General features: G+C 48.5%; 22 protein-coding genes and 1 other annotated feature. Of the genes, 21 read left to right on the forward strand and 1 reads right to left on the reverse strand.

From position 1 onward, the window contains the following. Positions 1–43 precede the first annotated feature (43 nt). The 13 genes from alr (at position 44) to lptB (ending at position 13,275) form a co-directional block, all read left to right on the forward strand. On the forward strand, positions 44–1,159 hold the full coding sequence (gene alr / locus BLU12_RS00080; RefSeq protein WP_200778679.1) for an alanine racemase: 1,116 nt from the start codon (positions 44–46) through the stop codon (positions 1,157–1,159). Between the two features lie 68 nt (positions 1,160–1,227). Further along, positions 1,228–2,346: an alanine dehydrogenase gene (gene ald, locus BLU12_RS00085; RefSeq protein ID WP_091459720.1), complete on the forward strand. Its 1,119-nt coding sequence runs from the start codon at positions 1,228–1,230 to the stop codon at positions 2,344–2,346. 183 nt (positions 2,347–2,529) lie between these two features. Further along, positions 2,530–4,476 (forward strand): transketolase, encoded by a 1,947-nt coding sequence (locus tag BLU12_RS00090; RefSeq protein ID WP_091459721.1) that lies wholly within the window; start codon positions 2,530–2,532, stop codon positions 4,474–4,476. 27 nt (positions 4,477–4,503) lie between these two features. Beyond that, positions 4,504–5,286 carry a tRNA (adenine-N1)-methyltransferase gene (locus tag BLU12_RS00095; protein WP_091459722.1) on the forward strand — a complete coding sequence of 261 codons (783 nt, stop codon included), beginning with the start codon at positions 4,504–4,506 and terminating at the stop codon, positions 5,284–5,286. Between the two features lie 4 nt (positions 5,287–5,290). Further along, a complete protein-coding gene (locus tag BLU12_RS00100; protein ID WP_234945336.1) occupies positions 5,291–5,842 on the forward strand; it encodes an epoxyqueuosine reductase QueH in 552 nt (183 codons plus the stop codon). Further along, complete coding sequence (locus BLU12_RS00105; RefSeq protein ID WP_091459725.1) at positions 5,839–6,816, forward strand: AIR synthase-related protein; 978 nt, start codon at positions 5,839–5,841, stop codon at positions 6,814–6,816. Before BLU12_RS00100 ends, BLU12_RS00105 begins: the two co-directional genes overlap by 4 nt. A gap of 99 nt (positions 6,817–6,915) precedes the next feature. Then, the gene (gene rd, locus BLU12_RS00110; protein ID WP_091459727.1) at positions 6,916–7,077 is read left to right on the forward strand and encodes a rubredoxin; all 162 of its coding nucleotides are present in this window, start codon (positions 6,916–6,918) and stop codon (positions 7,075–7,077) included. Between the two features lie 103 nt (positions 7,078–7,180). Further along, positions 7,181–7,409: a binding site (T-box leader), on the forward strand. Between the two features lie 50 nt (positions 7,410–7,459). Continuing rightward, complete coding sequence (thrC, locus tag BLU12_RS00120; protein ID WP_091459729.1) at positions 7,460–8,503, forward strand: threonine synthase; 1,044 nt, start codon at positions 7,460–7,462, stop codon at positions 8,501–8,503. Beyond that, entirely contained in the window at positions 8,497–9,453 is a 957-nt protein-coding gene (gene thrB, locus BLU12_RS00125; RefSeq protein ID WP_091459731.1) for a homoserine kinase, read from the forward strand. The genes thrC and thrB overlap by 7 nt, the downstream gene beginning before the upstream one ends. Next, entirely contained in the window at positions 9,435–10,661 is a 1,227-nt protein-coding gene (locus tag BLU12_RS00130; RefSeq protein ID WP_091459732.1) for an aspartate kinase, read from the forward strand. Before thrB ends, BLU12_RS00130 begins: the two co-directional genes overlap by 19 nt. A gap of 1 nt (position 10,662) precedes the next feature. Further along, the gene (locus tag BLU12_RS00135) at positions 10,663–11,664 is read left to right on the forward strand and encodes an aspartate-semialdehyde dehydrogenase (RefSeq protein ID WP_091459734.1); all 1,002 of its coding nucleotides are present in this window, start codon (positions 10,663–10,665) and stop codon (positions 11,662–11,664) included. 23 nt (positions 11,665–11,687) lie between these two features. Then, positions 11,688–12,542, forward strand: a complete 855-nt coding sequence (locus tag BLU12_RS00140; RefSeq protein WP_091459735.1) for an LptA/OstA family protein — start codon at positions 11,688–11,690, stop codon at positions 12,540–12,542. Positions 12,543–12,549: 7 nt separating this feature from the next. Further along, positions 12,550–13,275 (forward strand): LPS export ABC transporter ATP-binding protein, encoded by a 726-nt coding sequence (gene lptB, locus BLU12_RS00145; RefSeq protein WP_091459737.1) that lies wholly within the window; start codon positions 12,550–12,552, stop codon positions 13,273–13,275. On the opposite strand, the gene BLU12_RS00150 is transcribed toward lptB, so the two are convergent. Further along, positions 13,265–13,723, reverse strand: coding sequence for a hydrogenase maturation protease (locus BLU12_RS00150; RefSeq protein WP_234945337.1), 459 nt, complete (start codon positions 13,721–13,723; stop codon positions 13,265–13,267). The genes lptB and BLU12_RS00150 overlap by 11 nt on opposite strands. A gap of 47 nt (positions 13,724–13,770) precedes the next feature. Here BLU12_RS00150 and murJ point away from each other — a divergent pair, with 47 nt between their 5' ends. From murJ to rnr, 8 genes are all read left to right on the forward strand, one after another. Then, complete coding sequence (murJ, locus tag BLU12_RS00155; protein ID WP_040348181.1) at positions 13,771–15,318, forward strand: murein biosynthesis integral membrane protein MurJ; 1,548 nt, start codon at positions 13,771–13,773, stop codon at positions 15,316–15,318. A 1-nt stretch (position 15,319) separates the two neighbouring features. Continuing rightward, positions 15,320–16,201: an Hsp33 family molecular chaperone HslO gene (gene hslO, locus BLU12_RS00160; protein WP_091459738.1), complete on the forward strand. Its 882-nt coding sequence runs from the start codon at positions 15,320–15,322 to the stop codon at positions 16,199–16,201. Further along, on the forward strand, positions 16,198–16,755 hold the full coding sequence (locus tag BLU12_RS00165) for a hypothetical protein (protein WP_091459739.1): 558 nt from the start codon (positions 16,198–16,200) through the stop codon (positions 16,753–16,755). The genes hslO and BLU12_RS00165 overlap by 4 nt, the downstream gene beginning before the upstream one ends. Positions 16,756–16,957: 202 nt before the next feature. Next, positions 16,958–17,944, forward strand: coding sequence for a tRNA (adenosine(37)-N6)-threonylcarbamoyltransferase complex transferase subunit TsaD (gene tsaD / locus BLU12_RS00170; RefSeq protein ID WP_009201537.1), 987 nt, complete (start codon positions 16,958–16,960; stop codon positions 17,942–17,944). Positions 17,945–18,138: 194 nt separating this feature from the next. Continuing rightward, positions 18,139–18,429 (forward strand): co-chaperone GroES, encoded by a 291-nt coding sequence (gene groES / locus BLU12_RS00175; RefSeq protein ID WP_040348179.1) that lies wholly within the window; start codon positions 18,139–18,141, stop codon positions 18,427–18,429. Positions 18,430–18,478: 49 nt separating this feature from the next. Next, positions 18,479–20,098 carry a chaperonin GroEL gene (groL, locus tag BLU12_RS00180; protein WP_009201535.1) on the forward strand — a complete coding sequence of 540 codons (1,620 nt, stop codon included), beginning with the start codon at positions 18,479–18,481 and terminating at the stop codon, positions 20,096–20,098. 127 nt (positions 20,099–20,225) lie between these two features. Beyond that, positions 20,226–20,984, forward strand: coding sequence for a nickel pincer cofactor biosynthesis protein LarB (gene larB, locus BLU12_RS00185; RefSeq protein WP_009201534.1), 759 nt, complete (start codon positions 20,226–20,228; stop codon positions 20,982–20,984). Then, entirely contained in the window at positions 20,971–22,920 is a 1,950-nt protein-coding gene (gene rnr, locus BLU12_RS00190; RefSeq protein WP_091459741.1) for a ribonuclease R, read from the forward strand. Before larB ends, rnr begins: the two co-directional genes overlap by 14 nt. Positions 22,921–22,925 lie beyond the last annotated feature (5 nt).

A 22,925-nucleotide genomic window follows, 5' to 3' on the forward strand; every position in this document is an offset into this window, starting at 1 on the left:
AGGGGTGTATCCCTCCTCCTTGGATTATGGGAGGTGTTTCCCGTTGAATTTAAGGCCAACAAGGTACGAAGTGTACCTCGAAAATTTGCGCCATAACTTCGATAAGATAAAAAGTTTTGTCGGCCCCCGCGTCCAGGTAATGTCAGTAGTTAAGGCCAATGGATACGGAATGGGCATAGTCCCTATTGCCAAAGCCCTGGAAGAAGCGGGATGTCAGAGATTTGCCGTTGCTACGCCTGACGAAGCGGTGGCTTTAAGAGAAGCCGGAATAAAAGAGCCCCTATTGGTGCTAGGACCTTCGCCCATTGAAGCGGCAGGCTACTACGTCGACCACGATGTTGCAGCGGCACTGACCGATATGGATTTTGCATGTGCTGCAAGTCGGGTTGCAGAGGAAAAAGGTAAAGTGGCCCGACTTCACGTCAAGATAGACACTGGCATGGGAAGAATTGGTTTTTTGCCTGAAGAGCTGCCCCATATTTTGCCAAAGTTAAAGGGGCTGTCCTGTATTGATATTGAGGGCGTTTTTACCCACTTTGCCACTGCCGATGAGTCCAACCTGGAATATAGCCGTTGGCAGTTCCGGAGATTTATGAAAGCGCTGGATATACTTGCCGATTTCGGTATAAAAGTTAGATTACGTCATGTATGCAATAGCGCCGGCATCTTAAATCTTCCGGAATATCACCTTGATGCAGTTAGGCCGGGGTTGATCCTCTATGGCATGTGGCCATCGGATAGTTGCAGAAAGCCCTTTGACCTGAAAAAAGTTTTTCAAATAAAGACAGAAGTAGCTGTCCTCAGAACGCTGCCTCTCGGAAGCGGGGTCGGTTACGGACTGCGGTACATGACCAGAGGCGAAGAAAAGATAGCCGTTTTACCCGTAGGGTATCATGATGGCTACCCTCGCGTCCTTTCCATGAGGGCATCCGTTTTGATCAAGGGAATACGCGCTCCCATCGTAGGAAATATATGCATGGACCAAATGATGGTAAACGTTACCCATATTCCCGATGTTAAGGTGAAAGACGAAGTGGTTCTTATAGGGGCTCAGGGAGATGAAGAGGTAACGCCCGAAGAGATAGCCAAAATAATTGGCACGATAAATTATGAGGTCCCAAATCTCTTTACGCCAAGAGTACCACGTGTATATTTGTGAGAAAATATAGTATAATGAATATTAAAGTGCTAGTTTTAATTATCTCAATTTAAGGGAGGCATGTATAGATGAGGATAGGTTGCCCAAAAGAGGTAAAGGACAACGAATTTAGGGTAGGGCTCATTCCTGCAGCGGTCAAAGCATATGTAGATGCCGGACATGAGGTGTTAGTCGAAAGGGGTGCCGGCATTGGATCCAGCATAACAGACGAGGAGTACAAAGCTGCAGGAGCCAAGATACTGGATTCGGCCAAAGAGGTTTGGGCTGCCTCTGATATGATCGTAAAAGTCAAAGAGCCGCTTCCTCAGGAATACGATCTTATGCAGGAGAATCAGTTGATCTATACATATTTTCATTTTGCAGCTGATGAAGAGCTTACCAAAGCCTGTCTCAAAAAGAAGATAGTTGCTGTTGCTTATGAAACGGTTCAGGAAGCCGACGGATCGCTGCCCCTGTTGAAGCCAATGAGCACGATTGCCGGTCGCATGGCCTGTCTTATGGGCGCATATTATCTTGGCAAGCCTCACGGGGGCATGGGGCTGCTTCCTACGGGGGTTCCTGGCGTTGCTCCGGCAAACATATTAGTGATCGGTGGTGGCAGCGTGGGTAGCAATGCAGCCAGAGTTGGAGCAGGACTGGGAGCAAGGGTAACCATACTTGACGTAAACCCGAACGTTCTCGAACATTTGACGCAGATTATGCCCCCTAATGTTTTTCCCGTATTCAGCGACAGCCACACCCTGGAAGCCGGCTTAAAAGAGGCGGATATAGTCGTGGGTGCCGTTTTGATACCCGGCGCCAAGGCCCCCAAACTGGTTCGCAGGGAGCACCTTAAAATCATGAAACCTGGTTCTGTGATCGTCGATGTTGCCATCGACCAAGGGGGATGCACCGAAACGTCAAAACCAACCACGCATTCGGACCCGGTTTATGTTGTCGATGGTGTCGTGCACTATTGTGTCGCGAACATGCCGGGCGCCTATGCCAGAACCGCGACATATGCCCTCAACAACAGCACGATACGATATGGTTTACAGCTTGCAAACAAAGGACCTGAGCGTGCCTGCAGGGAAAACAATGCCCTTCTCAAGGGATTGAACATGTATAAGGGCATCATAACCTACAAGCCTGTGGCAGAGGCCTTTGGGATGGAAGATCTGTACAAACCTACCGAAGAAGTACTTTAAAAAATTTTCTTTAAAATCCGATCTACAAATAATGCGGAAGCTTTTAGCTTCCGCATTATTTTTTTGTGCGCAATTAGTCATCTTCATCAAAAGCAACGATGCAGTTGCAATAACTTCGGGTAGCTGGTATAAGGTATGCGTTAAGTGAAACTTAATAATTTCTTGTTTGCTGGAGGTAACTAAATGAGGGACACACTTCTTGCATTAGCGCATTTTCCTAAAGATAAATTAGACAAAGTCGATACAGAGGCCTTTCTCATCGCTGCAAAAAAGTGTCGGGGTTGGGTCCTGACGATGACCACGGCGGCCAATAGCGGTCACCCGGGCGGCTCCATGTCGAGCATGGAGATGTATTTGGTGACCTATGCCGTTTCTAACCTCAGAAGAGAAAGGGTAGAGGAAACAGATAGAGATTACGTCGTGATCAGTCATGGCCATACGGCACCGGCAGCCTATTCTGCTCTTGCCTATCTGGGCTTTTTCGATCCTTTGGAACTTTTGGGCAATTTTCGCAGGACCGGCAGTCCCTTTCAAGGTCATGTGGAAAGATCTGTCCCCGGCATAGACTGGGGAAGCGGGAATTTAGGCCAGGGCCTTGCGGCAGGAGTCGGCTACGCTTTAGCTCAGAAAAAGAGAAGAGGGGAAGGACACGTCTTCGTACTGATGGGTGATGGCGAGCAGACGAAGGGGCAGGTATCCGAGGCTCGCAGGATAGCGGCAAAGGAGGGCTTAGACAACGTAACGGCCCTAGTAGATTTCAATCACATTCAAATTAGCGGTTTCGTTGAGGATGTTATGCCCGTTCAATACAAAAGGCTTTGGGAAATTGACGGTTGGCAGGTTTACGAGTGCGATGGGCACGATCCATCTGATATCTATAGCGCTTTGAGAAAAGCTTACGAGGACGATGGGCCAAGCGTCGTCTTCTGTAATACGGTGATGGGCAAGGGTGTATCCTTTATGGAGGGTATTCCAGATTATCATGGCAAAGCACTTAACAAAGAACAATATCTTAGGGCCATGGAAGAGCTGGGGGAGGATCCATCGATTTTGGAAGAGGCCTTAAGGGTGCGAAGAGGCCCCTTGCCGGAAGGTCGAAGGGTTTCTGTGAGTGCTCCTTCCATACAAACAGGACATCCCTTTACTTATTCCCGAGAGACCAAGACGGATAACAGGAGCGCCTTTGGAAAGGCTTTGGCGAATATTGGTGAACTTAATTACAAAGAGGGCTCTTCTTCGACACCAATACTTGTCTTTGACTGCGACCTGGCCTCATCTGTGAAAGTGGACGAATTTGCAAATAAGTGTCCCGAATGGTTCGTAGAAACCGGCATTCAAGAACATGCCACTGCAACGGTTTCCGGAGCGGCCTCTTGCGGGGGTGTCATTGCCCTTTGGGCTGACTTCGGGGTCTTTGGTCTTACCGAAGTATATAATCAACAGCGCTTGAACGACATCAATAAAACTAATTTGAAGCTCTTTTTGACGCATGTGGGTTTGGATGTTGGTGAAGACGGAATGACTCATCAATGCATAGATTATTGTGGGTTGTTGCGCAACCTTTTCGGATGGAAGCTGACAGTTCCCATCGATCCGAATCAGACCGACAGGATAACGAGGTGGGCTCTTTCCGAAGCGGGGAACATATGCGTTGCCATGGGCAGGAGCAAAGTGCCCATCCTTACCAGAGAAGGGGAGGACACTCCCTTTTATGGAGAGAACTATGTTTTCAGATATGGCGCCATAGACCTGATAAGGGATGGTCGTCACGCATCCGTTTTTGCTATGGGGCATATGGTATATAGAGCGGTTCAGGCCAGAGAATTGCTCGAGAAGCATGGTCTTTCCCTGAGGGTTTATGGGGTTTCCTGCCCGTTGTCAATAGACGAAAAGGCTATTGAGGAAGCGGCCGAATTGGGACCCATATTCACATTCGAAGACCATCACGCAGGGACAGGATTAGGCCGGGAAATCGTCTCTAAGGTGCAGAGCTTGGGGCTGCGCTGCAGGGTTAAGCCCTTGGGCGTTTGGCGATACGGCGATTCCGGACCATTTGACGAAGTCTTTGAAGCCATGGGCTTGTCCTCGAAAGCCTTGGCCGAATGTGTCCTCAAAGAGTTGGAAAAGTAATGCTGTTTTTTGGCAGGTGTGACGCCGATGATCGATAGCGGAAGTCTAGTTTTTCTTTCCTCTGCCGAAAAGAAGGACACATTTTTGATTTCCCTTGAAGAGGGGGGAAAGCTTGAAACGCGATTGGGCGTTATCTCACACGAGGACGTTATGCGAGCCGGTTTTGGGGGCAGGGTCAGATCGCACAACGGAAATCTCTTCTACATTACCAAACCCTCATTGGGGGAGTATTTACGAAGGATAAAGCGCAGGACCCAGATAGTTTTTCCCAAGGAAGCGGGCTATATATTGCTTCAGCTGGATGTAAAACCGGGTGCAAGAGTCTTGGAGTGCGGTACAGGTTCGGGAGGGATGACCAGTGTCTTCGCACATTTCGTTGGGGACGAAGGTCGAGTCTACTCCTACGACGAGCGTGGTGAATTTGTTGAGCTAGCACGCCGAAACTGTAAGAGATGGAAAGTTGACCACAGGGTAGAATTCAAGACAAGAAACATATCGGAAGGTTTTGATGAAGTCAATGTGGATGCCCTTTTCCTAGATTTACCCGATCCATGGAATTATCTTAACCAGGCAAGAAACGCTCTCGCCCTGGGTCGCAGGATGGGGGCTTTGCTTCCCACTTTCAACCAAATAGAGAGGTTTTTGAGGGCTTTGCAAGAAAAGGGTTTCATCGATGTCGAAGTAATCGAGATATTTCACAGGAACCTTAAGACTGATCCAAACAGGATAAGGCCGGAAGATCGAATGATAGGACATACGGGGTATCTCATTTTTGCAACATCTGTGATTGATTTCGATGGCGGTGTCTAATGAAATGAGAATTCTATTGCAACTTTGCTGTGCCCCAGATGGCACCGTACCTCTGGACATATTGCTTTGCGAAGGCAATGAGGTTATTTGTTTCTTTTACGGGCATAACATACACCCCCGAGAGGAGTACGAAAGACGTCTTTGCGCCGCAAGGCAATTGGCCGAATTTTTTCGTGTTACCCTAGTAGTTCCACCCTACGACCCGGATCGTTGGCTGTGGAGTACCAGAAGTCTGGCGAAAGAACCCGAAGGCGGCAGAAGGTGTCTGTTGTGTTACGGTTTACAGATCGAGGCCGCCGTATTTTTGGCTAAAGACTTGAAGTGCGACGCCTGTGCCACGACCCTTACGATAAGCCCCCATAAGGATCCTGAGTCGATCAATGCAATTGGGAGGCGCATGTCTCTAAGGGTGGGCCTTCAATGGATAGATCGCATTTGGAGGAAGGGCGGAGGGTTCGTCGAATCCGTCGCAAAAAGTAAAGAAATGGGATTATACAGACAACGTTATTGCGGTTGCGTATATAGCATACAGCATCGGGAGGTGAGTGTGCGTTGACCAAAGGCTTTTCAATATCGGTAGGAAAGGTTCCTCCTCATTTACTGCAACCCCTTTTGAAAGGTTTGCGGGGATTACATAGAGATGAGGTACTAGTAGGACCTCAAATTGGCGAAGACGCGGCGGTCGTAGGGTGGCCTGCCGGCGCTTTTTTGATGGCCACCTCCGATCCAATAGTCGGTGCCGTGAAGGGGGCTGGCAATCTGTTGGTGAACGTAAATGCCAACGATATAGCCTCCAAGGGCGGTGATCCGGCTTATATGTTGGTTGTCTTAATTTTGCCCGCTACCATGACTTTAGACGATGCAACTTCTCTTATGAAAGAAGTAAACGAAGAGGCAAAAAAAATTGGAGTAGCCGTTATAGGCGGACATACGGAGTTTTCTGATCGTTACGAACATCCCATTATGGTCGGCACCATGCTTGGTATAGGTTATAGGGTATTGAGAGCAAGCTCGATAAGGCCGGGAGATGTCCTGCTCTTAACAAAACACGTTGGCTTGGAGGGAATGACGATCCTTGCAAACGACAGGGAGGATTTGCTTGCCGACTTCCTTTCTCCATCTGAGATTGAAGAAGTGAAGGGATGGGCTTCAATGCTGTCGGTCCTTCCTGAGGCGAGGTTGTTGAGGGATCTTGCGGCTTTTATGCACGATCCTACCGAAGGGGGAGTCATGGGCGGAATATCGGAAATAGTTTCGTTGACCTCTCTCAAGGTAAAGTTGAATACAGATGCCTTCCCGTTGCATCCTATAACAAAAAAGGTATCCGTTGCCTTGGGTTTTGACCCCTTCTATTTGATTTCCTCGGGGGTGCTTTTGGCTGTCCTTTCGCCCGATAAAGTCGAAATAGCACAGGAACGCTTGAGGAAGGCCGGAATTTGTTGCTCTGTAGTGGGATCTTTTGAGTGCGAGGGCTTGGGTGCCCAGAATTTTATGGCGAAGGAAGAGCTCTGGAGAATGTTAAGTCTTTGAATAGACACAGAAAGATTTGCCGGAATAATTACCCGATGGCTTTAGTGTCTCCGTTAGTTTATAATATTTACAAGCTTCATTTTTATATAAGGAGGGAAAATCATGAAATACGTTTGTACGGTTTGCGGTTATGTTTACGATCCAGCTCAGGGCGATCCGGATTCGGGAATTTCTCCTGGTACTGCTTTTGACGATTTGCCCGACGATTGGGTATGTCCCGTCTGTGGAGTAGGAAAGGATATGTTCGAACCGGCGGAATAAAACAAATACGATGCAGATGCTGTTTATTCTGTCAGTTTGAAAAATATTCGCTTGACATATCGGGAAAAAGGTATTATAAAGACCAACAATAACAATATCGAAGATCTTTGCGATGAAGGGGAAGAGTAGTCCGTTTCGACGAACTCCAGAGAGGAAGTTCAAGGGTGAAAGACTTCCGTTCGTGGGCGGGCGAAGACCACCCCCGAGCTGCCATCGAAGCCGATGCTCGTCGGATAAGGTGGCGGGGTCCGCCCCTTAAAGCGGAGAGAGATCCGAAAGGCGTCTTTCGGAAATTGGAGTGGAACCGCGAGAGCCCTCCTCTCGCCTCCAAGCGGAGGCTTGAGGGGGGTTTAATAATTTTACGGGAGGATGGAGAGTCCACATGGTTTGCTTATTGAAAAGATATGCCGAGTTTTTTCCCCTTACCCCAAATACGCCCCTTCTATCTATAGGAGAGGGAGATACGCCCCTGGTCGAGCTTTGTAATTTGGGAGCTAAACTAGAAATAGAGCTTTTCGCTAAATTTGAAGGATTAAATCCCACGGGCTCTTTTAAGGATCGGGGCATGGTGTTGGCCGTTTCTAAGGCGGTAGAAGAGGGCTCGTCAGGCATCATATGTGCTTCGACAGGCAATACCTCGGCGTCGGCAGCGGCATATGCGGCCAAGGCGGGGATAAAATGCCACGTGATCCTTCCTTCCGGCAAGGTGGCAAAAGGTAAGCTCGCCCAGGCGTTGATATATGACGCCAACGTTTTGGCCCTGCGGGGAAATTTCGATGTAGCCCTCGAGATGGTCCGCAAGATTGCCGATAATTTGGGCTTAAAGATAGTCAACTCCGTAAATCCCTACAGATTGTGGGGGCAAAGAAGCGGCGCCTGGGAAGTTTGCGATGAAATCGGTGCTCCCGACTGGTGCGTCTTGCCCGTCGGCAATGCGGGCAACATCACTGCCTACTGGACGGGTTTCTTTCAGTATATGAAAAAAGGTTTAATCGGATCGATACCGAAAATGGTGGGCATACAAGCCCAGGGAGCTGCTCCCCTTGTGAAGGGCTTTCCCGTTCCCGAACCTGAGACAATAGCGACGGCGATACGGATCGGCAATCCCGTCAATGCAAAAAAAGCTTTAGCTGCCGTTAGAAACAGCAACGGTATGTTTTTATCCGTTTCAGACGAGGAGATCTTAAATGCCCAGAAAGAGCTTGCCCGGAAAGAGGGTATTTTTGCCGAGCCTGCATCTTGTGCCACGCTGGCCGGTCTTTATAAATTGAAAAAAGAGGGGAAATTGCCCAAGAACATCAGGGTTGTCATGGTTTTGACGGGCAATGGCTTGAAAGACCCTCAAATTGTGGATCGAGTAACGTCCTCGCCCAGAGAGATAGAGGCAAAATATGATGTTTTAAAGGAGGCGATCCTTTCGTGTTGACCGTCATAGTGCCGGCGTCAAGTGCAAACATAGGGTCGGGCTTCGATTCCTTCGGCGTTGCCCTGTCTTTGTATAATAAATATCATTTGCTTGGATTATTGCCGGCGAAAAGATATGACATTGATACTGTTGGAGAAGGCGGAAAGGGGCTAGCATCGCCCGAGAGCAATCTGCTGATAAGGTCTTACGAAGCGGCCATGAAGAGATTCGATGTTCCTCTTGTCGGGCTTAAGCTCAGATCTTATAACGCTATTCCCCTCGCAAGGGGGCTTGGAAGCTCTGCCTCAGCGGTGGTGGGAGGCGTCATGTTGGCGAATGTAATAGGCAAGATCAATTTGCCGAAAGAGAAACTCCTTCCCATCATGGTTGAGCTGGAGGGGCATCCCGACAACGTAGTTCCCTCCTGTATTGGCGGTTTCGTGATAAGCTCTTGGGATGATAAAGATGTGAAATTCGTGCAATTACCGCCCTTCAGGGAGAAGGTGAAAGTGGTCGTAGCTGTGCCCGATGTGACTGTGGACACCAAACAGGCCCGAGAGGTGTTGCCCCGGGATGTCTCCCTTCAGGATGCCGTGTTCAACTTGAGCAGGGCTGCCCTCTTTGCAGCTTCATGGATGACGGGAAAACTGGAAAACTTGCCATGGGCTATGGAGGACAAGCTTCACCAGCCCTATAGGGCTAAGCTTTTCCCGGGAGGAGAGGAGATACTGGAACGCGTCAAATCCGCTCCGGGATGCCTTGGGGCCGCCATAAGCGGCTCCGGTCCGAGTGTCCTGGCCTTTGTTAGGGGAAATCCTACGCGAACGGCGAAGGAGATGTGCTCCGTCTTCACAGAGAAGGGCTTGAGATCTCGCTTTTTCGTCTTGGATGTCGATCAGGAGGGAGCCAGGATCAAAACCTCGGAAACGAACATCTCTATGGAGGCAGATAAATGTCCCGCCCTTTCGTAGTGTTGAAATTTGGTGGAAGTTCCCTGGCTACCGTCGACAGGATCCGTAATGTGGCGGTTCGAGTGAAAAACGACTACTTGGATCGAGGCCTTAAAGTCTCAGTTGTCGTTTCGGCCATGGGAAAGACAACGGATGGGTTAATAGATCTCGCACAAAGAACCTCCAATGTTTTAAACGGCAGGGAATTGGATCAGCTTCTCGTCACGGGCGAACAGCAGAGCGCTGCATTGTTGGCGATGGCCATAGAGGAGCTTGGCTTCAGGGTAAAGTCCTTCAATGGCGCTCAAGCAGGTATCTCGGCGACGGGCTACCATATGGAAGGCAGGATTGCTGATGTAAACCCTGAGAGGGTGCTTTCCTGGCTGGAAGGAGAGGGAGAAGTAGCGGTTGTAACGGGCTTCCAGGGGATTAACGAAGCCGGAGATTTCGTGACCTTGGGAAGGGGCGGTTCAGATCTGTCTGCGGTGGCTTTGGCAGTTGCCCTGAAGAGCAGCTTTTGCCATATATACACAGATGTTGACGGGGTTTACACAGCGGATCCGAAAATTGTTTCGACTGCGAGGAAATTAACGTACATTTCCTACGAGGAGTGCATAGAAATGGCTGCCCTCGGCGCGAAGGTCCTTCAGGCAAGAAGCGTTGAATTCGCGTCTTTATACGACATGCCCATTTATGTGAGTTCCAGCATATTGGAAGGGGAGGGAACGTGGGTGAAAGAAAAGACAATTAAGGAAGGTCTCGCTATAAAAGCTGTTGTTCATGATAAAAATATTGCTAAAATAGCTGTGCTGGGAGTGCCCGATGTCCCCGGAATAGCTGCCGGTTTGTTCAGCAAACTGGCAGACAGGGGGGTCGGAGTGGAGATGATAATACAAAGTGTTATGCGGGGAGACGTTAACGATATCGCTTTTCTGGTCAAGGAGACGCTCTTGGGAGAGGCCATCGAAGTATGCGGAGATTATGCCCGCGAGATCGATGCTCAGGGGGTTACCTACGATGCTGAGGTTGGAAGGGTGTCCATAGTCGGGGTAGGGTTGTCCCTTCATCCGGAAATACCTGCCGAGATGTTTTCGGTTTTATCCGGGGAGGGCATTAACATAGATATGATTTCATCCACTTCCAACTCGATAACCTGTGTAATTTCTTCGTCGATGATAGATAGGGCTGTATCTGCTTTGCACAGACATTTCTTGGAAGGAGAAAAGTAAAATGAGGATAGCAATTTTAGGAGCAACAGGTCTGGTAGGACAAGAGATGATAAAGACTCTGGAGGACAGAAATTTTCCGGTTACGGAATTCATACCTCTGGCCTCCAGCAAGTCAGCTGGCAGGGTCGTCGAGTTTCGCGGAAGCCAGTTTGAGGTAAAAGAAGTGTCACAGGATGTTTTTGAAGGAGTGGAAATAGCGCTTTTTTCGGCCGGAGCCGATGCATCTAAAAAGTGGGCTCCCATAGCCGTTTCTAATGGTGCCGTTGTGATAGACAACAGCTCCGCATGGAGAATGGATCCGGAGGTTCCTCTCGTTGTCCCTGAGGTAAATCCCCAAGACATAAGGCAGCACAGAGGAATAATAGCCAATCCTAACTGTGCCACCATTCAAGCTCTTGTAGCCCTGGCTCCTCTTCATAGGAGGTTTCGTCTGGAGTATTTTTCGGCCGTTACTTTTCAATCGGTATCGGGGACAGGAAAGGAAGCCCTGGCAGAGCTCGACGATAGCATCTCTTCAATTTTGAAGGGAAACACCTTTGAACCCCATGTTTATCCTTTGCCCATAGGATTTAACGTCTTGCCTCACATTGGGGATATCGACGAGACGGGCGTTTCCGAAGAAGAGTGGAAAATGTTGAACGAGTCAAGAAAGATATTGCACCACCATAGATTGCAGGTTAGTTGTACTACAGTGAGGGTGCCCGTAAGGCGTGGACATTCTGAGGCCATCGTGGCACAATTTGAGGATCAGGTGACGCTCGAGGAGGCATACGCCTTGCTCTCCGATGCTTCCGGCGTTGTCGTAATGTCGGAAAATAAATACATAACTCCCTTGCAGGCTGCAGAAAGCGATTTTGTCTATGTAGGTCGTTTGAGGTATGATATGGGATTGCCCAGGGCCTTGTCCATGTGGGTCGTATCCGATAATTTAAGAAAGGGAGCAGCGTTAAACGCGGTGCAGATAGCTGAACTTCTTGTCTCCGATTTAGGGGCTTTAAAATAAAGACATTTCCTAGGAGGAGCAAAATGAGGGCGAACAAGGCTTTAGGCCTTCTTGCGATTTTTCTTTCCCTAATGCTCTTTTCTGATCCTCATCTTTGTTTGGGAGAGGAAAAAAGGGCTACAACGGAAATTATATTGCTTTCCGACGAGCTTTATTACGATCCCGGCACGGGCAAGGTGACTGCCAAGGGAAACGTGGAAGTTACCAGAGAAGACCTGATAGTAAAGGCTCCCTTTGCAGAAGGGTTTATAAATACAGAGGAATTTAGGTTTTGGGACCAGGTCGTCGCCTCTTGGCCTTCCCAAGAGGCGACATTGACCTGCCTTGAGCTTCAGATAAGCAAAACTCAAGGGGGGACTTTGCTGCGCTCTGTCGGCAACAGCCATCTGGTGCGCGGCAAGGAAGACGACATACGCTCAAATGAGCTGGAATGGCTGCAGGGTGAGAAGATTTATTACAGCGCTACGGGAGATGTCGATGCCCAATTCGGTCAAATGACCATAGTGGCGGAAAAGGTGGTAAGAGAAGGGGAGAATTTCAAGGCCGATAAGGTCCGCCGCTTTGTCGACAGGGGGCGCGGCCTTCGCGTGAGTGCCCTCGAGGTTACGGGGAAAATAAAAGACGAGATGATAGAGGAACTGCTAGCGAGCGGAAGCGTAGTGATAGATCATGAGCCCAAAGAGGGAGAAAAGACTCACATAACAGGTCAAAGGGCCCGCTATATAAAAAGTAAGGGGGTTTTAGAAGTTACCGGCGATGCCAGAGCAGTTCAGGAGGGAAGGACTATAGAGGCGGAAAATATAATTTATCACGTGGACGACAAGCACATAGAGGCCTTGGGCAGGCCTAAAGTTACAGTGGAAGTCAAGGAGGAATAAGCCTGATATGGCCGATTTGCTTTCTGTTGTTAAATTAGAAAAATCCTTCAAACAGAGGAAGGTAGTATCGGGCGTTTCCTTTGAGGTCAGAAGAGGAGAGATAGTCGGCCTCCTGGGGCCGAACGGAGCTGGCAAGACTACTTCCTTTTACATGATCGTCGGCTTGCTTTATCCCGATGGAGGAAAAGTTTATCTCGATGATGTTGAGATTACATCTTTTCCCATGCATAACCGTGCCAGGTTGGGTTTGGGCTATTTGCCCCAGGAACCCTCGGTCTTCAGATCTTTGACCGTTGAAGAAAACCTCCGCCTGGTGTTGGAGGAGCAGGATTTAGGGGTGGAAGAAGTCGAAGAAAGGGTATCCCGTCTCACGAAAGAATTTGGTCTGGAAAAGATCGTAGATGTGAGGGGACAATCTTTAAGCGGTGGCGAGAGAAGAAGGGTGGAAATTGCCCGCACGTTGGCAATAGAGCCGGATTTTTTGATGCTTGACGAGCCCTTCAGCGGTATCGATCCCATTGCCGTTTACGATATTCAACAGCTCATCGTTGGTTTGAGGCGAAGAGGATATGGAATAATCCTCACGGATCATAATGTCCGCGAGACACTGGCCATAACCGACAGGACCTGTTTGATTCACGAAGGACAAATCTTGGTAGAAGGCCCTCCTGATATGGTGGCAAGGAGCGACATAGCAAGAAAATACTACCTTGGAGAGAGATTTAGCTGGTAAGAAAAGGTATTTCGTCGTACTTGGACCTGAGGATGATTTTGGCAACTTTTTTTGCAGCTTTGCGTAGCGGAGTCGAAAGTTCGGTGGAAAAGTCTAAGGTTTTCGGTTGTATTCCTATCGTAGTTACTAAACAGCTCAAGTCATAGTAATTTAGCAAAGGTAAAATGGATATTCCGTGAGTCATTTCGGAGTGCCCCGTCGACTCATCGAGGGGAAGCCTTCGTATGCATCCAGGAGGCAAGTTCATCTGTGCCGCATCGACGATGACTAGATGTTTCGGTTTTTTTCTTTTCAGCAATGGGGCGAAGTTCTCGGGGACGCTTTCGCATATTACAATTTCAAAGCCCGGAGGAGACAGCCTTTTTAGCATCCTGGCAACATAAATACCGACACCGTCATCTCCCAATATGCTGTTTCCAATTCCCCAAACATGAGTTTTTGTCTTCACTGATACCACCATCACCAAAAGATTTGGACAAAGTTAGGAGGATAAGGTTGGCCAAAGCAATTGATACAATTATACGACATTCTATGATGATGACCATCGGAACTTTTGCCAGTCGAATATTGGGTTTGGTTCGGGAAACCATCATAGCTGCATTTTTTGGCGCCTCAAGACAACTGGATGCCTTCCTGGTGGCCTATACTTTAGCCAACCTGGCGAGGCAGCTTCTGGCGGAGGGGGCATTGTCTGCCACCTTTGTACCCATTTTTTCCAGAGTCCTAAACCGACAGGGAGAGGAAAGGGCAAAGGAATTAGGGCGTCAAGCCCTTACATTGTTGATTATAGCAGGGAGCCTTGTAGTTTTATTGGGCATGATCCTCGCACCTTTCTTGGTTTTTCTGATAGCGCCCGGTTTTTCAGGGCAGGAAAGCCTGTTGGCCATATCTTTCACCAGAAGGCTTTTTCCCTTCCTGCTTATAATATCCCTGTCTGCATTAGTGATGGGTGTTCTTAACAGTCTCGGTTCTTTTTTTGTTCCCGCCATAGCTCCGGCTGTCAGCAACGTCGTTTTCATCTGCATCACCCTAATTTTACACGGAAAGCATGGCATTTCGGCCCTTCCTGTAGCAGTTTTGGCCGGCGGCTTTTTTCAGTTTTTGGTACAATGGATTTGGAGCACCAAGAAGGGTTTTGTCCTTTATCCCGTAAAGATCGATCGTGGTGACGATGAGCTAAGGACGATGACTCGACTGTTTTTTCCTTACGTAGCGGGGCTTTCCTTTAATCAGCTGCATCCCATCATCAGCAGGGTGATGGGATCTTTTTTGGAAGCGGGCTCCATATCCGTGCTGAATTATGCCGACAGGCTTTTGCAGCTTCCTCTGGGATTGTTCGTTATAGCGATATCTCAGGCCGTATTGCCCACCCTTTCAAAGGCTTCTTCCGATAAAGGGGAATTCGCAGAGATCTTTGGCGACTCCCTTAAATTTTCCTTTTTCCTCATCTTGCCCATATCCGTCTTGGCAGTGATATTTTCCTCTGAGGCCGTCAACTGCGTCTTTTACAGGGGAGCCTTTGACGATTGGGCATGGCGAGCTACAAGCCAATCGCTGGCCATCTATTCCTTGGGAATGTTGGGCATGGCTTTGACTAATGTTACCCTCCGTGCCCTGTACGCTTATGGATTGCCCAAGGGGGCTTTAATCGTTACCGCCTCTACGGTAATTATAAATCTTTTGGTGAGCGCTTCGACAATGAAGTGGCTATCTTATCGCGGCATTGCCTTGGGGGTGGCCTGCGCCTTCACCAGTGGAGCTTTTATAGGTATGTATTATCTTTCCAAAGCGACGGAGATGAATCTTAAGATATTTAACTATAAGTGGTTGGCAAAATTATGTCTTTCGGCCGTTATCTTGGTTGTAACGACTTTATCCTATAAATTTCTCGTGCCCTATCGGGCGGAGTGGGGTACAATTTTTAAGGTCTTATGGTTAATTGGCGCAGGCATAGCGGGCATGTCTGTCTATGGCCTTACGACCTTAGCGTGCGGATTGCAGGAGTGGAAGTGGATAGAGCGATCATTTAAAAGGAGAAGGTAAGATGCCTGAAAGTGATGCCAAGAAAGCTGTTTTACACAAATGTTTGCTTGGAAAGGGAGATGCTCGTGCGATAGTCGTAGAGGCAACGGGACTGGTGGAGCTGTTGCGTCAGATTCACAACCTGTCCTTTGTGGCGACGGCCGCCTTAGGCAGGCTGGTGATGGCTTCTATGATGATGGCGGCCCAGGAAAAGGGTGGAAGGGCCAGAGTTACGCTGAAGATAGAAGGAGACGGCCCCCTGGGTGAAATAGTGGCCGATGCGGAAAGGGCTGGATCGGTCAGGGGTTATGTGAGCAAACCATGGGTGGAGCTGCCCCTCTCGGAAGAGGGCAAATGGGATGTAAGCGCCGGAGTAGGAAAGAAGGGCTATTTAACTGTAATAAAGGATGTCGGCCTAAAGGAACCTGTGGTTTCAAGAGTGCCCTTGATATCGGGCGAAATTGCAGAAGATATTGCCTATTATTACGTAAAATCGGAACAAATGCCCACTGCTGTAATGCTTGGTGTTCTGCAAAGGCCTAGTTTGGGTGTTATATCTGCAGGTGGCGTTATGGTCCAGCTGATGCCCGGTGCAGACGAGGCCTTTGCAGAAATGTTGGAAGAATTGCTTAAAAAGCATGGCTCTGTGAGCAGGTTGGCGGAAAGCTCTCAATCTCCAAGGGATATATTGGAAACTATTTTCGATGGCATCGATAAAAAATGGCTCGATAGCTTGACCTTCGAATTCGGTTGTCGATGTTCGAGGAAGCTGGCCGAAGCCCTGTTGCTCTCCACCTCGGAGGGAGAAGAGGCGAATGATGTTATAGAGGTAAGATGTCATTTTTGCAATAGAGTATATAGCTTTTCTAGGGATGAAATAAAGAAATTAAAAGGCGGTGAATGAAATTGAGAAGAACCCTACTGCCATTAGTTGTATTTTTTTTGCTTGTCCTCGGAGCTCTCTCCTTTGTCGAAGTGGCCCAAGGCTCTCAAGACAAGCTTGAATCTCTGTCTGCGGAACGTACCGGAACCATATTCCTGGAGGGAGAAATGCTTGGGGACCTTATTTTGGGAGCAAGGGCGAGGTTGGATTTTCTTTACATTGATGATGTGCTCGTCAAGGCCTCCATTTCTTCGGGGAAAATCCCCGATTGGCTTAAGTGGCATCTCGGTCATTTTGGAAGTCTCGAGACCGAAGGCAAAGAACTGTTCGTGCTGCGATACGAGGTTTACAAGCCCTGGGATTTCGACCCTTTTAAGATAACAGTCAACGGCGTTTGTTTGACGAAAGAAGATATATTGACTGGGTTCAATCGTTTTGCCTCAGGGGCTTTGCCTACAGGTACCGTAGACAGTATGGCCTTTACCGTTCCTCGGTCACCCGATGGGTTATATAATATATCCTACGACGAAGACCATATAGAGATTGATGTCAAAAAGATAAAGAGAACGAAATAATCAGGGAAGGGGATTTTTAATGCATAAATATCGATGTGCCAGTTGTAACAAGGAGTTTGAAAGCGCCAGTTTTGCCCAGAGATGTCCCTATTGTCGCGGAAAGGTGTTAATTCACCTAGAAGGAGAATCGCCAAAAAAAAGATCCGCTGCTTGCTCCGGGGGGAGTTGTTCTTCCTGTAACGGTTGCGGCAGGTGATCGATAATGCTGACTTTAGGTATCGAGACCAGCTGCGATGATACATCCGTAGCACTTCTGGAGGGCGCAAGGCATTTGCGCCGTTTTCTTGTGGCAAGCCAGCTCGAAGATCACGAGGCTTTCGGAGGAGTTGTCCCCGAACTCGCATCGCGCAAGCATCTCGAGAACTTCTTGCCCCTGCTTTCGCGGCTTCTGACGGAATGTGAGATAAAAAACCCGTCGAGGGAGATTCATTTAATAGCGGTTACTGACGGGCCCGGTTTGATGGGATCTTTGCTGATCGGAACTACCGCAGCAAAGGCTCTGGCTCAAGTCTGGGAGGTCCCCTTAATAACGGTTAACCATCTCGAAGGACATATTTTCGCAAATTATTTGGCCCATGACGATTTGTTTCCTCCCTTTATAACGCTCATAGTTTCCGGCGGACATACCGAGTTGATTTTGGTGAGGTCCTTCGGGGATTATGTATTGCTTGGGGCCACGAGAGACGATGCAATTGGAGAAGCCTTCGATAAAATCGCTCGCCTCTTGGGCCTTGGCTATCCTGGGGGACCGGCCATAGAAAAGGCGGCAAGGGGCGGAGACCCTGCGGCTGTGGCCCTTCCGGTGCCCATGGCGGATAGTCCTGATATAGAGTTCAGTTTTAGTGGCCTGAAGACCGCAGTGATATGGGCGTCGAAAAGAAATCCCTATTTAAGACTGGAGGATCTTTGTGCCTCCTTTCAGCACGCTGCTACTGAAGCTTTAGTGTGCAAGGTGGAGCTGGCTGTGAGGAAGACGGGCATTCGCAAAGTAGCCGTATCCGGAGGCGTTGCCGCAAACCTCGAGCTGAGGAGGAAGATGAAAGGCGTGCCCTGGAAGACCTACTTTCCGCCCATAGAACTCTGCACGGACAATGGGGCTATGATTGCCGCTGCCGGTTATAACGCATACAAAAGGGGTGAGAGAGCATCCTTGTCCTTCATGCCGGATCCCTCCAAATCATTGGTCTAGAAAAAGCCCAAAAAAACGAGAATAAAACAGTAATTTGTTTATAGCCGTCAATAAAAGTGAATAAACGCCAATATTCATACTTGTATTATTTACCATAAGGACCTTAACATTAGTATCGCTTGTTAGCACTAAGCATGATTGAGTGCTAACAAGGAGGACCGTGATACAGTTCATATCAGCAGGGAGGGATGAAAATGCAGCTCAAGCCACTTGGAGATCGTGTAGTAATCAAGGTTCTAAGTCAGGAAGAAAAGACCAAAGGTGGAATCGTGTTACCCGATACCGCTAAGGAGAAGCCTCAAGAAGGAGAAGTAGTCGCCGTGGGAAGCGGCAGAGTGCTTGAAAACGGTCAAAAGTTACCCCTTGAGGTGAAGGTTGGCGAAAGGGTAATCTTCAGCAAGTATGCTGGGACCGAGGTCAAAATAGAGGGCGAAGAGTACCTTATATTGAGCGAGCGCGATATTTTGGCTGTAGTAAACAAGTAGTTGTCCAACGGTGAAATATTAACTTAAAGTCGTAAAGGAGGGAACTAATATGCCCAAGGTATTGAAGTTTGATGAAGAAGCACGCAGAGCTTTGGAGCGTGGAATAAATAAAGTTGCGGATACTGTAGGTATTACCCTGGGACCTAAGGGCAGAAACGTGGTCTTGGAAAAGAAGTTTGGATCGCCCACGATAACTAACGACGGCGTTACTATAGCTAAGGAGATCGAACTGGAAGAGCCCTTTGAGAATATGGGAGCACAGCTTCTCAAGGAAGTGGCTTCCAAGACCAACGATGTGGCTGGCGACGGAACCACCACTGCTACGGTGCTTGCGAGGACCATGATACGCAATGGCATGAAAAATGTAGCGGCAGGTTCAAATGGCATGTTGATGCGAAGGGGCATCGAGAAAGCGGTCGATGTAATCGTAGACGAGCTTAAGAAGATGTCTATCCCCGTAAAGGACAGGGCCAAGATTGCCCAAGTGGCTTCTATTTCCGCTAATGACAGAGGCATTGGCGAATTGATAGCCGAAGCCATGTCCAAGGTTGGAGAGGATGGCGTAATAACCGTAGAGGATAGCCAGTCCGTCGGAACCACCTTGGAAATGGTGGAAGGTCTCCAGTTCGACAAGGGATACATTAGCCCCTACATGATCACCGATCCCGAGCGTATGGAGGCTACCCTTGAGGATGCCTATATATTGATCAACGACGGAAAGATCAGCAATGTGAAAGACCTTCTGCCTGTATTGGAAAAGGTTGTACAGACAGGGAAGCCTCTTTTGATCATATCAGAAGACGTAGAAGGCGAAGCTCTGGCTACGCTCGTGGTCAACAAGCTACGCGGTATTTTGCAGGTTTGTGCTGTGAAAGCCCCGGGCTTTGGCGAGAGAAGAAAGGCTATGTTGCAGGACATCGCTATAGTTACCGGCGGGCAGGTAATAAGCGAAGAGCTGGGAATCAAGCTTGAAAACGCAGATCTTTCCATGCTTGGTCGCGCTAAGAAAGTCCGCGTAACCAAAGAGGAGACGACCATAGTAGAAGGTGCCGGAGACAGCGAGGCCATAAGGAAACGCGCTGCACAGATAAAAGCCGAGCTGGAAGAGGCAACTTCAGAGTACGACAAGGAAAAGCTTCAGGAGAGGCTCGCCAAGTTGGTCGGTGGAGTGGCTGTCATACAGGTTGGCGCTGCTACCGAGACAGAGCAGAAAGAACTGAAACATCGCATCGAGGATGCCTTAAGCGCGACGAGGGCTGCCGTAGAAGAAGGAATAGTTGCCGGAGGCGGCGTTGCTCTCATCAACTGCATCCCGGCGTTGGAATCCTTCATCGAAAATCTTGAGGGTGACGAGAAAATCGGCGCACAAGTAGTACTGCGTGCCCTCTCGGAACCTCTACACTTAATAGCCGAGAATGCTGGCTACCAGGGTGACGTAATCGTGGAGAAGGTGCGCAGCTTGCCGAAAGGACAGGGTCTCAACGCTGCCACGGGCGAATATGTAGATATGATAGAGGAGGGCATCATAGATCCTCTTAAGGTTACGAGAAGCGCCTTGCAGAACGCTGGTTCAATTGCTGCCATGGTTCTCACGACTGAGGTTCTCGTGGCTGATAAGCCGGAGAAGAAAGAAACTCCAAAGATGCCTGATATGCCAGATTACGACTAAGGGCATAAATCCTTTAAGGATAAATACAAAACTTGTTGACCTAAAGGCTGTGGTACACTAACCACAGCCTTTTTGATTTTGTAATATAATTGGGAAAACGGTACAGGAAAGAGAGGCGTAAGCATTCATGGATTTGCAAAACAGCTTGAGAGAGCTACTGAATTCTTTAAAACGAGGAGAATTGGATGTAGATGAAGTTGTGGAAAAGTTGTCTTTTCTCCCCTATGAAGACCTTGACGATGTGAAGCTAGATTGGCATCGATCTATAAGGCGTGGGATAGGCGAAATTATTTACACCCCAGGAAAATCTGATGAACAGTTAATTAAGATAGCAAAAAGCCTATCGGAACATAGGGCTAATGCGATCTTCAGTCGTATGACAAAGGATAAATACGAAATGTTGAAATCCTTCCTTCCAAATATGGAATACAGAGATGATTCGAGGTTAGCTCTCTGTCGCTTTGAAACGCCGATAGGGCGTGGGGGGGTGGCGATTATCGCGGCCGGCAGTTCCGACCGGCCGGTGGCCGAAGAAGCTGCGGGGGTGGCCGAATTTGCGGGTTGTAAAGTGAAAAGGTTCTACGATGTAGGCGTAGCAGGCATACATCGACTCTTCCCCTATCTTCCCGAGATAAGAAAGTCGAGTGCTATCGTCGTTGTTGCAGGAATGGAAGGCGCCCTGCCGAGTGTAGTTGCCGGGTTGGTCTCGACTCTCGTCATAGCAGTTCCCACCTCAGTAGGTTACGGTGCCAGCTTTGGAGGCCTTGCTGCACTGTTGTCTATGTTAAATGCGTGCAGCGGTGGCGTGGTAGTAGTAAATATAGATAACGGCGTCGGGGCAGGAATAGCTGCGGCCTTAGTGGCGGCAAAAGATGAAGCGCGATAGTAAGGATAAAAATAAGAATAAGAAAAACATCGAACATAGGCCCAGGCGGTCGCGAGGCCGCTTGGTCGTCGGAGTGCTTGAGGTCAATCCCCGTGGGTTTGGTTTCGTAAGCTCCATGGGTATCCCTGACGTTTACATTGCCGAAGACGATATGGACGGCGCGATTCACGGAGATAGAGTAAAGGTCGTAGTGTATGGAGGTAAAGGAAAGCCCTATGGAAAGATCAGAAAAATCCTTTCAAGGGGCACTTCCGAAATAGTTGGCTTAATTAGGCGCATAGGGAATAAGTTTCACTTAATTCCATTAAATCGACGCTATAATTTTACCCTTCTTTTGGATGACGAAGGTGAATTCGAAGAGAACCAGGTAGCGGTTGCCGCAATTGAAAGATATCCCTATTTTCCTAATCCCGGCGTGGGAAGGGTCGTAAAAGTTTTGGGATCCGAAGGAGATCCAAGGGTGGGAATATTGGCCCTAATGGAAGAATATAAAATTAGTGCCGATTTCCCGCGGGAAGTAGTTGAAGAGGCCGAAAGGTTGAGCGAACTTTCTACATTTTACTGTGCGCCTGGAGAGAGAAAAGATTTAAGAAAAAAGGTCGCTCTTACGATAGATCCGTCGGATGCCAAGGATTTTGATGACGCCTTGTCCATAGAGGAGGTAGAAGAGGGTTGGCTAGTAGGTGTTCATATAGCCGATGTGTCGGAATACGTCAGGCCGGCAAGTCAAATTGACATTGAAGCAAGGCAAAGGAGCTTTTCCGTCTATCTCGTCGATAGAGCCATCCCGATGCTGCCACCCAGACTTTCGTCGGACCTTTGTAGTTTGATAGAAGGAAAAGACAGGTTATGTCTTACCGTGGAAATGGTGTTGAATCGTCGGGGCGAGCTTTTGAGATACAAAGTCATTCCAAGCGTGATAAGAGTTCGCAAGCGCCTCACCTACGAGGAAGCTCAAGAGGTTTTAGATGGCAGGAACACCTTTGGGGAAGAGATCGACAGGGTGCTGCAGAGGCTATCCCGAGTCGCGAAGAAGCTCTATTCTAGGCGGAAAAAAGAGGGTATGGTAGAGTTTGACTTTCCGGAAGCGAAGGTGGTGCTAGACGAGGAGGGCAGGGCGGTAGACGTGAGGGTCGTAGAGAGGATATTTTCCTATCGGATTGTCGAACACTTTATGATCCTAGCAAACAGCGTGATAGCCGAATATGTATTTAACAGCGATATTCAGGCAATATACAGGGTTCACGAGAGGCCCGATAGAGAAAAGTTGGAACAGCTTAGACGGATCCTTGCGTCGGTGGGAATTGAGATTAAAAGGATCAACCGGTCTAACAGGACCATAAATCGCCTGTTGAAGCGTGTGGAAAGCCTTCCTTTCAAAAGGTTGGTTCACACCTTGGTGTTGAGATCCTTGTCGCGAGCTCGTTACGACCCGGTTTGTCTAGGTCATTTCGGCCTAGCTCTCAAATATTATCTGCATTTCACATCGCCTATACGGAGATACCCCGACCTGGTTGTACATAGGATCGTCCACGAATTGATCAAAGAAGAAAGATCCCTCGAAGAGCCCTACAGCTTTGAGGAGCTGAAGGACATTGCCTCCTATGCCAGCATGATGGAGGAGAAAACCGATGAATTGGAAAAGACCTCGGTCAAAATGAAGATAGTGGAATATATGGAAAATAAAGTTGGCGAATGCTTCAAGGGTGTAATATCCTGGATAACACATAGAGGTATTTTTGTCGAGCTGGATAACACAGTAGAGGGGTTTGTGTCAAAGGAAAGCCTGGATTCATGGGGCGATTTTTACTACGACGAGGATGATTTTATTCTGAAGGGGTCGAAGGGAATGGTGTTTCGTTTAGGTGATATGGTAGATGTGCAATTGGTAGAGGTCGACAGAAGCGCCAATAGGATCTGTTTTCGATTGATTTAAGCGGA

It is taken from the genome of Acetomicrobium thermoterrenum DSM 13490 (assembly GCF_900107215.1).
Lineage (GTDB): Bacteria > Synergistota > Synergistia > Synergistales > Acetomicrobiaceae > Acetomicrobium > Acetomicrobium thermoterrenum.

What these genes read in the sequence shown, in the direction of transcription:
- BLU12_RS00130 (WP_091459732.1), top strand. Translation starts at nt 9,435, where the DNA reads ATGTCCCGCCCTTTCGTAGTGTTGAAATTTGGTGGAAGTTCCCTGGCT.
- BLU12_RS00135 (WP_091459734.1), top strand. Translation starts at nt 10,663, where the DNA reads ATGAGGATAGCAATTTTAGGAGCAACAGGTCTGGTAGGACAAGAGATG.
- BLU12_RS00165 (WP_091459739.1), top strand. Translation starts at nt 16,198, where the DNA reads ATGAAATTGAGAAGAACCCTACTGCCATTAGTTGTATTTTTTTTGCTT.
- larB (WP_009201534.1), top strand. Translation starts at nt 20,226, where the DNA reads ATGGATTTGCAAAACAGCTTGAGAGAGCTACTGAATTCTTTAAAACGA.
- BLU12_RS00095 (WP_091459722.1), top strand. Translation starts at nt 4,504, where the DNA reads ATGATCGATAGCGGAAGTCTAGTTTTTCTTTCCTCTGCCGAAAAGAAG.
- thrC (WP_091459729.1), top strand. Translation starts at nt 7,460, where the DNA reads ATGGTTTGCTTATTGAAAAGATATGCCGAGTTTTTTCCCCTTACCCCA.
- groES (WP_040348179.1), top strand. Translation starts at nt 18,139, where the DNA reads ATGCAGCTCAAGCCACTTGGAGATCGTGTAGTAATCAAGGTTCTAAGT.
- hslO (WP_091459738.1), top strand. Translation starts at nt 15,320, where the DNA reads ATGCCTGAAAGTGATGCCAAGAAAGCTGTTTTACACAAATGTTTGCTT.
- BLU12_RS00100 (WP_234945336.1), top strand. Translation starts at nt 5,291, where the DNA reads ATGAGAATTCTATTGCAACTTTGCTGTGCCCCAGATGGCACCGTACCT.
- BLU12_RS00140 (WP_091459735.1), top strand. Translation starts at nt 11,688, where the DNA reads ATGAGGGCGAACAAGGCTTTAGGCCTTCTTGCGATTTTTCTTTCCCTA.
- tsaD (WP_009201537.1), top strand. Translation starts at nt 16,958, where the DNA reads ATGCTGACTTTAGGTATCGAGACCAGCTGCGATGATACATCCGTAGCA.
- groL (WP_009201535.1), top strand. Translation starts at nt 18,479, where the DNA reads ATGCCCAAGGTATTGAAGTTTGATGAAGAAGCACGCAGAGCTTTGGAG.
- lptB (WP_091459737.1), top strand. Translation starts at nt 12,550, where the DNA reads ATGGCCGATTTGCTTTCTGTTGTTAAATTAGAAAAATCCTTCAAACAG.
- ald (WP_091459720.1), top strand. Translation starts at nt 1,228, where the DNA reads ATGAGGATAGGTTGCCCAAAAGAGGTAAAGGACAACGAATTTAGGGTA.
- rnr (WP_091459741.1), top strand. Translation starts at nt 20,971, where the DNA reads ATGAAGCGCGATAGTAAGGATAAAAATAAGAATAAGAAAAACATCGAA.
- BLU12_RS00090 (WP_091459721.1), top strand. Translation starts at nt 2,530, where the DNA reads ATGAGGGACACACTTCTTGCATTAGCGCATTTTCCTAAAGATAAATTA.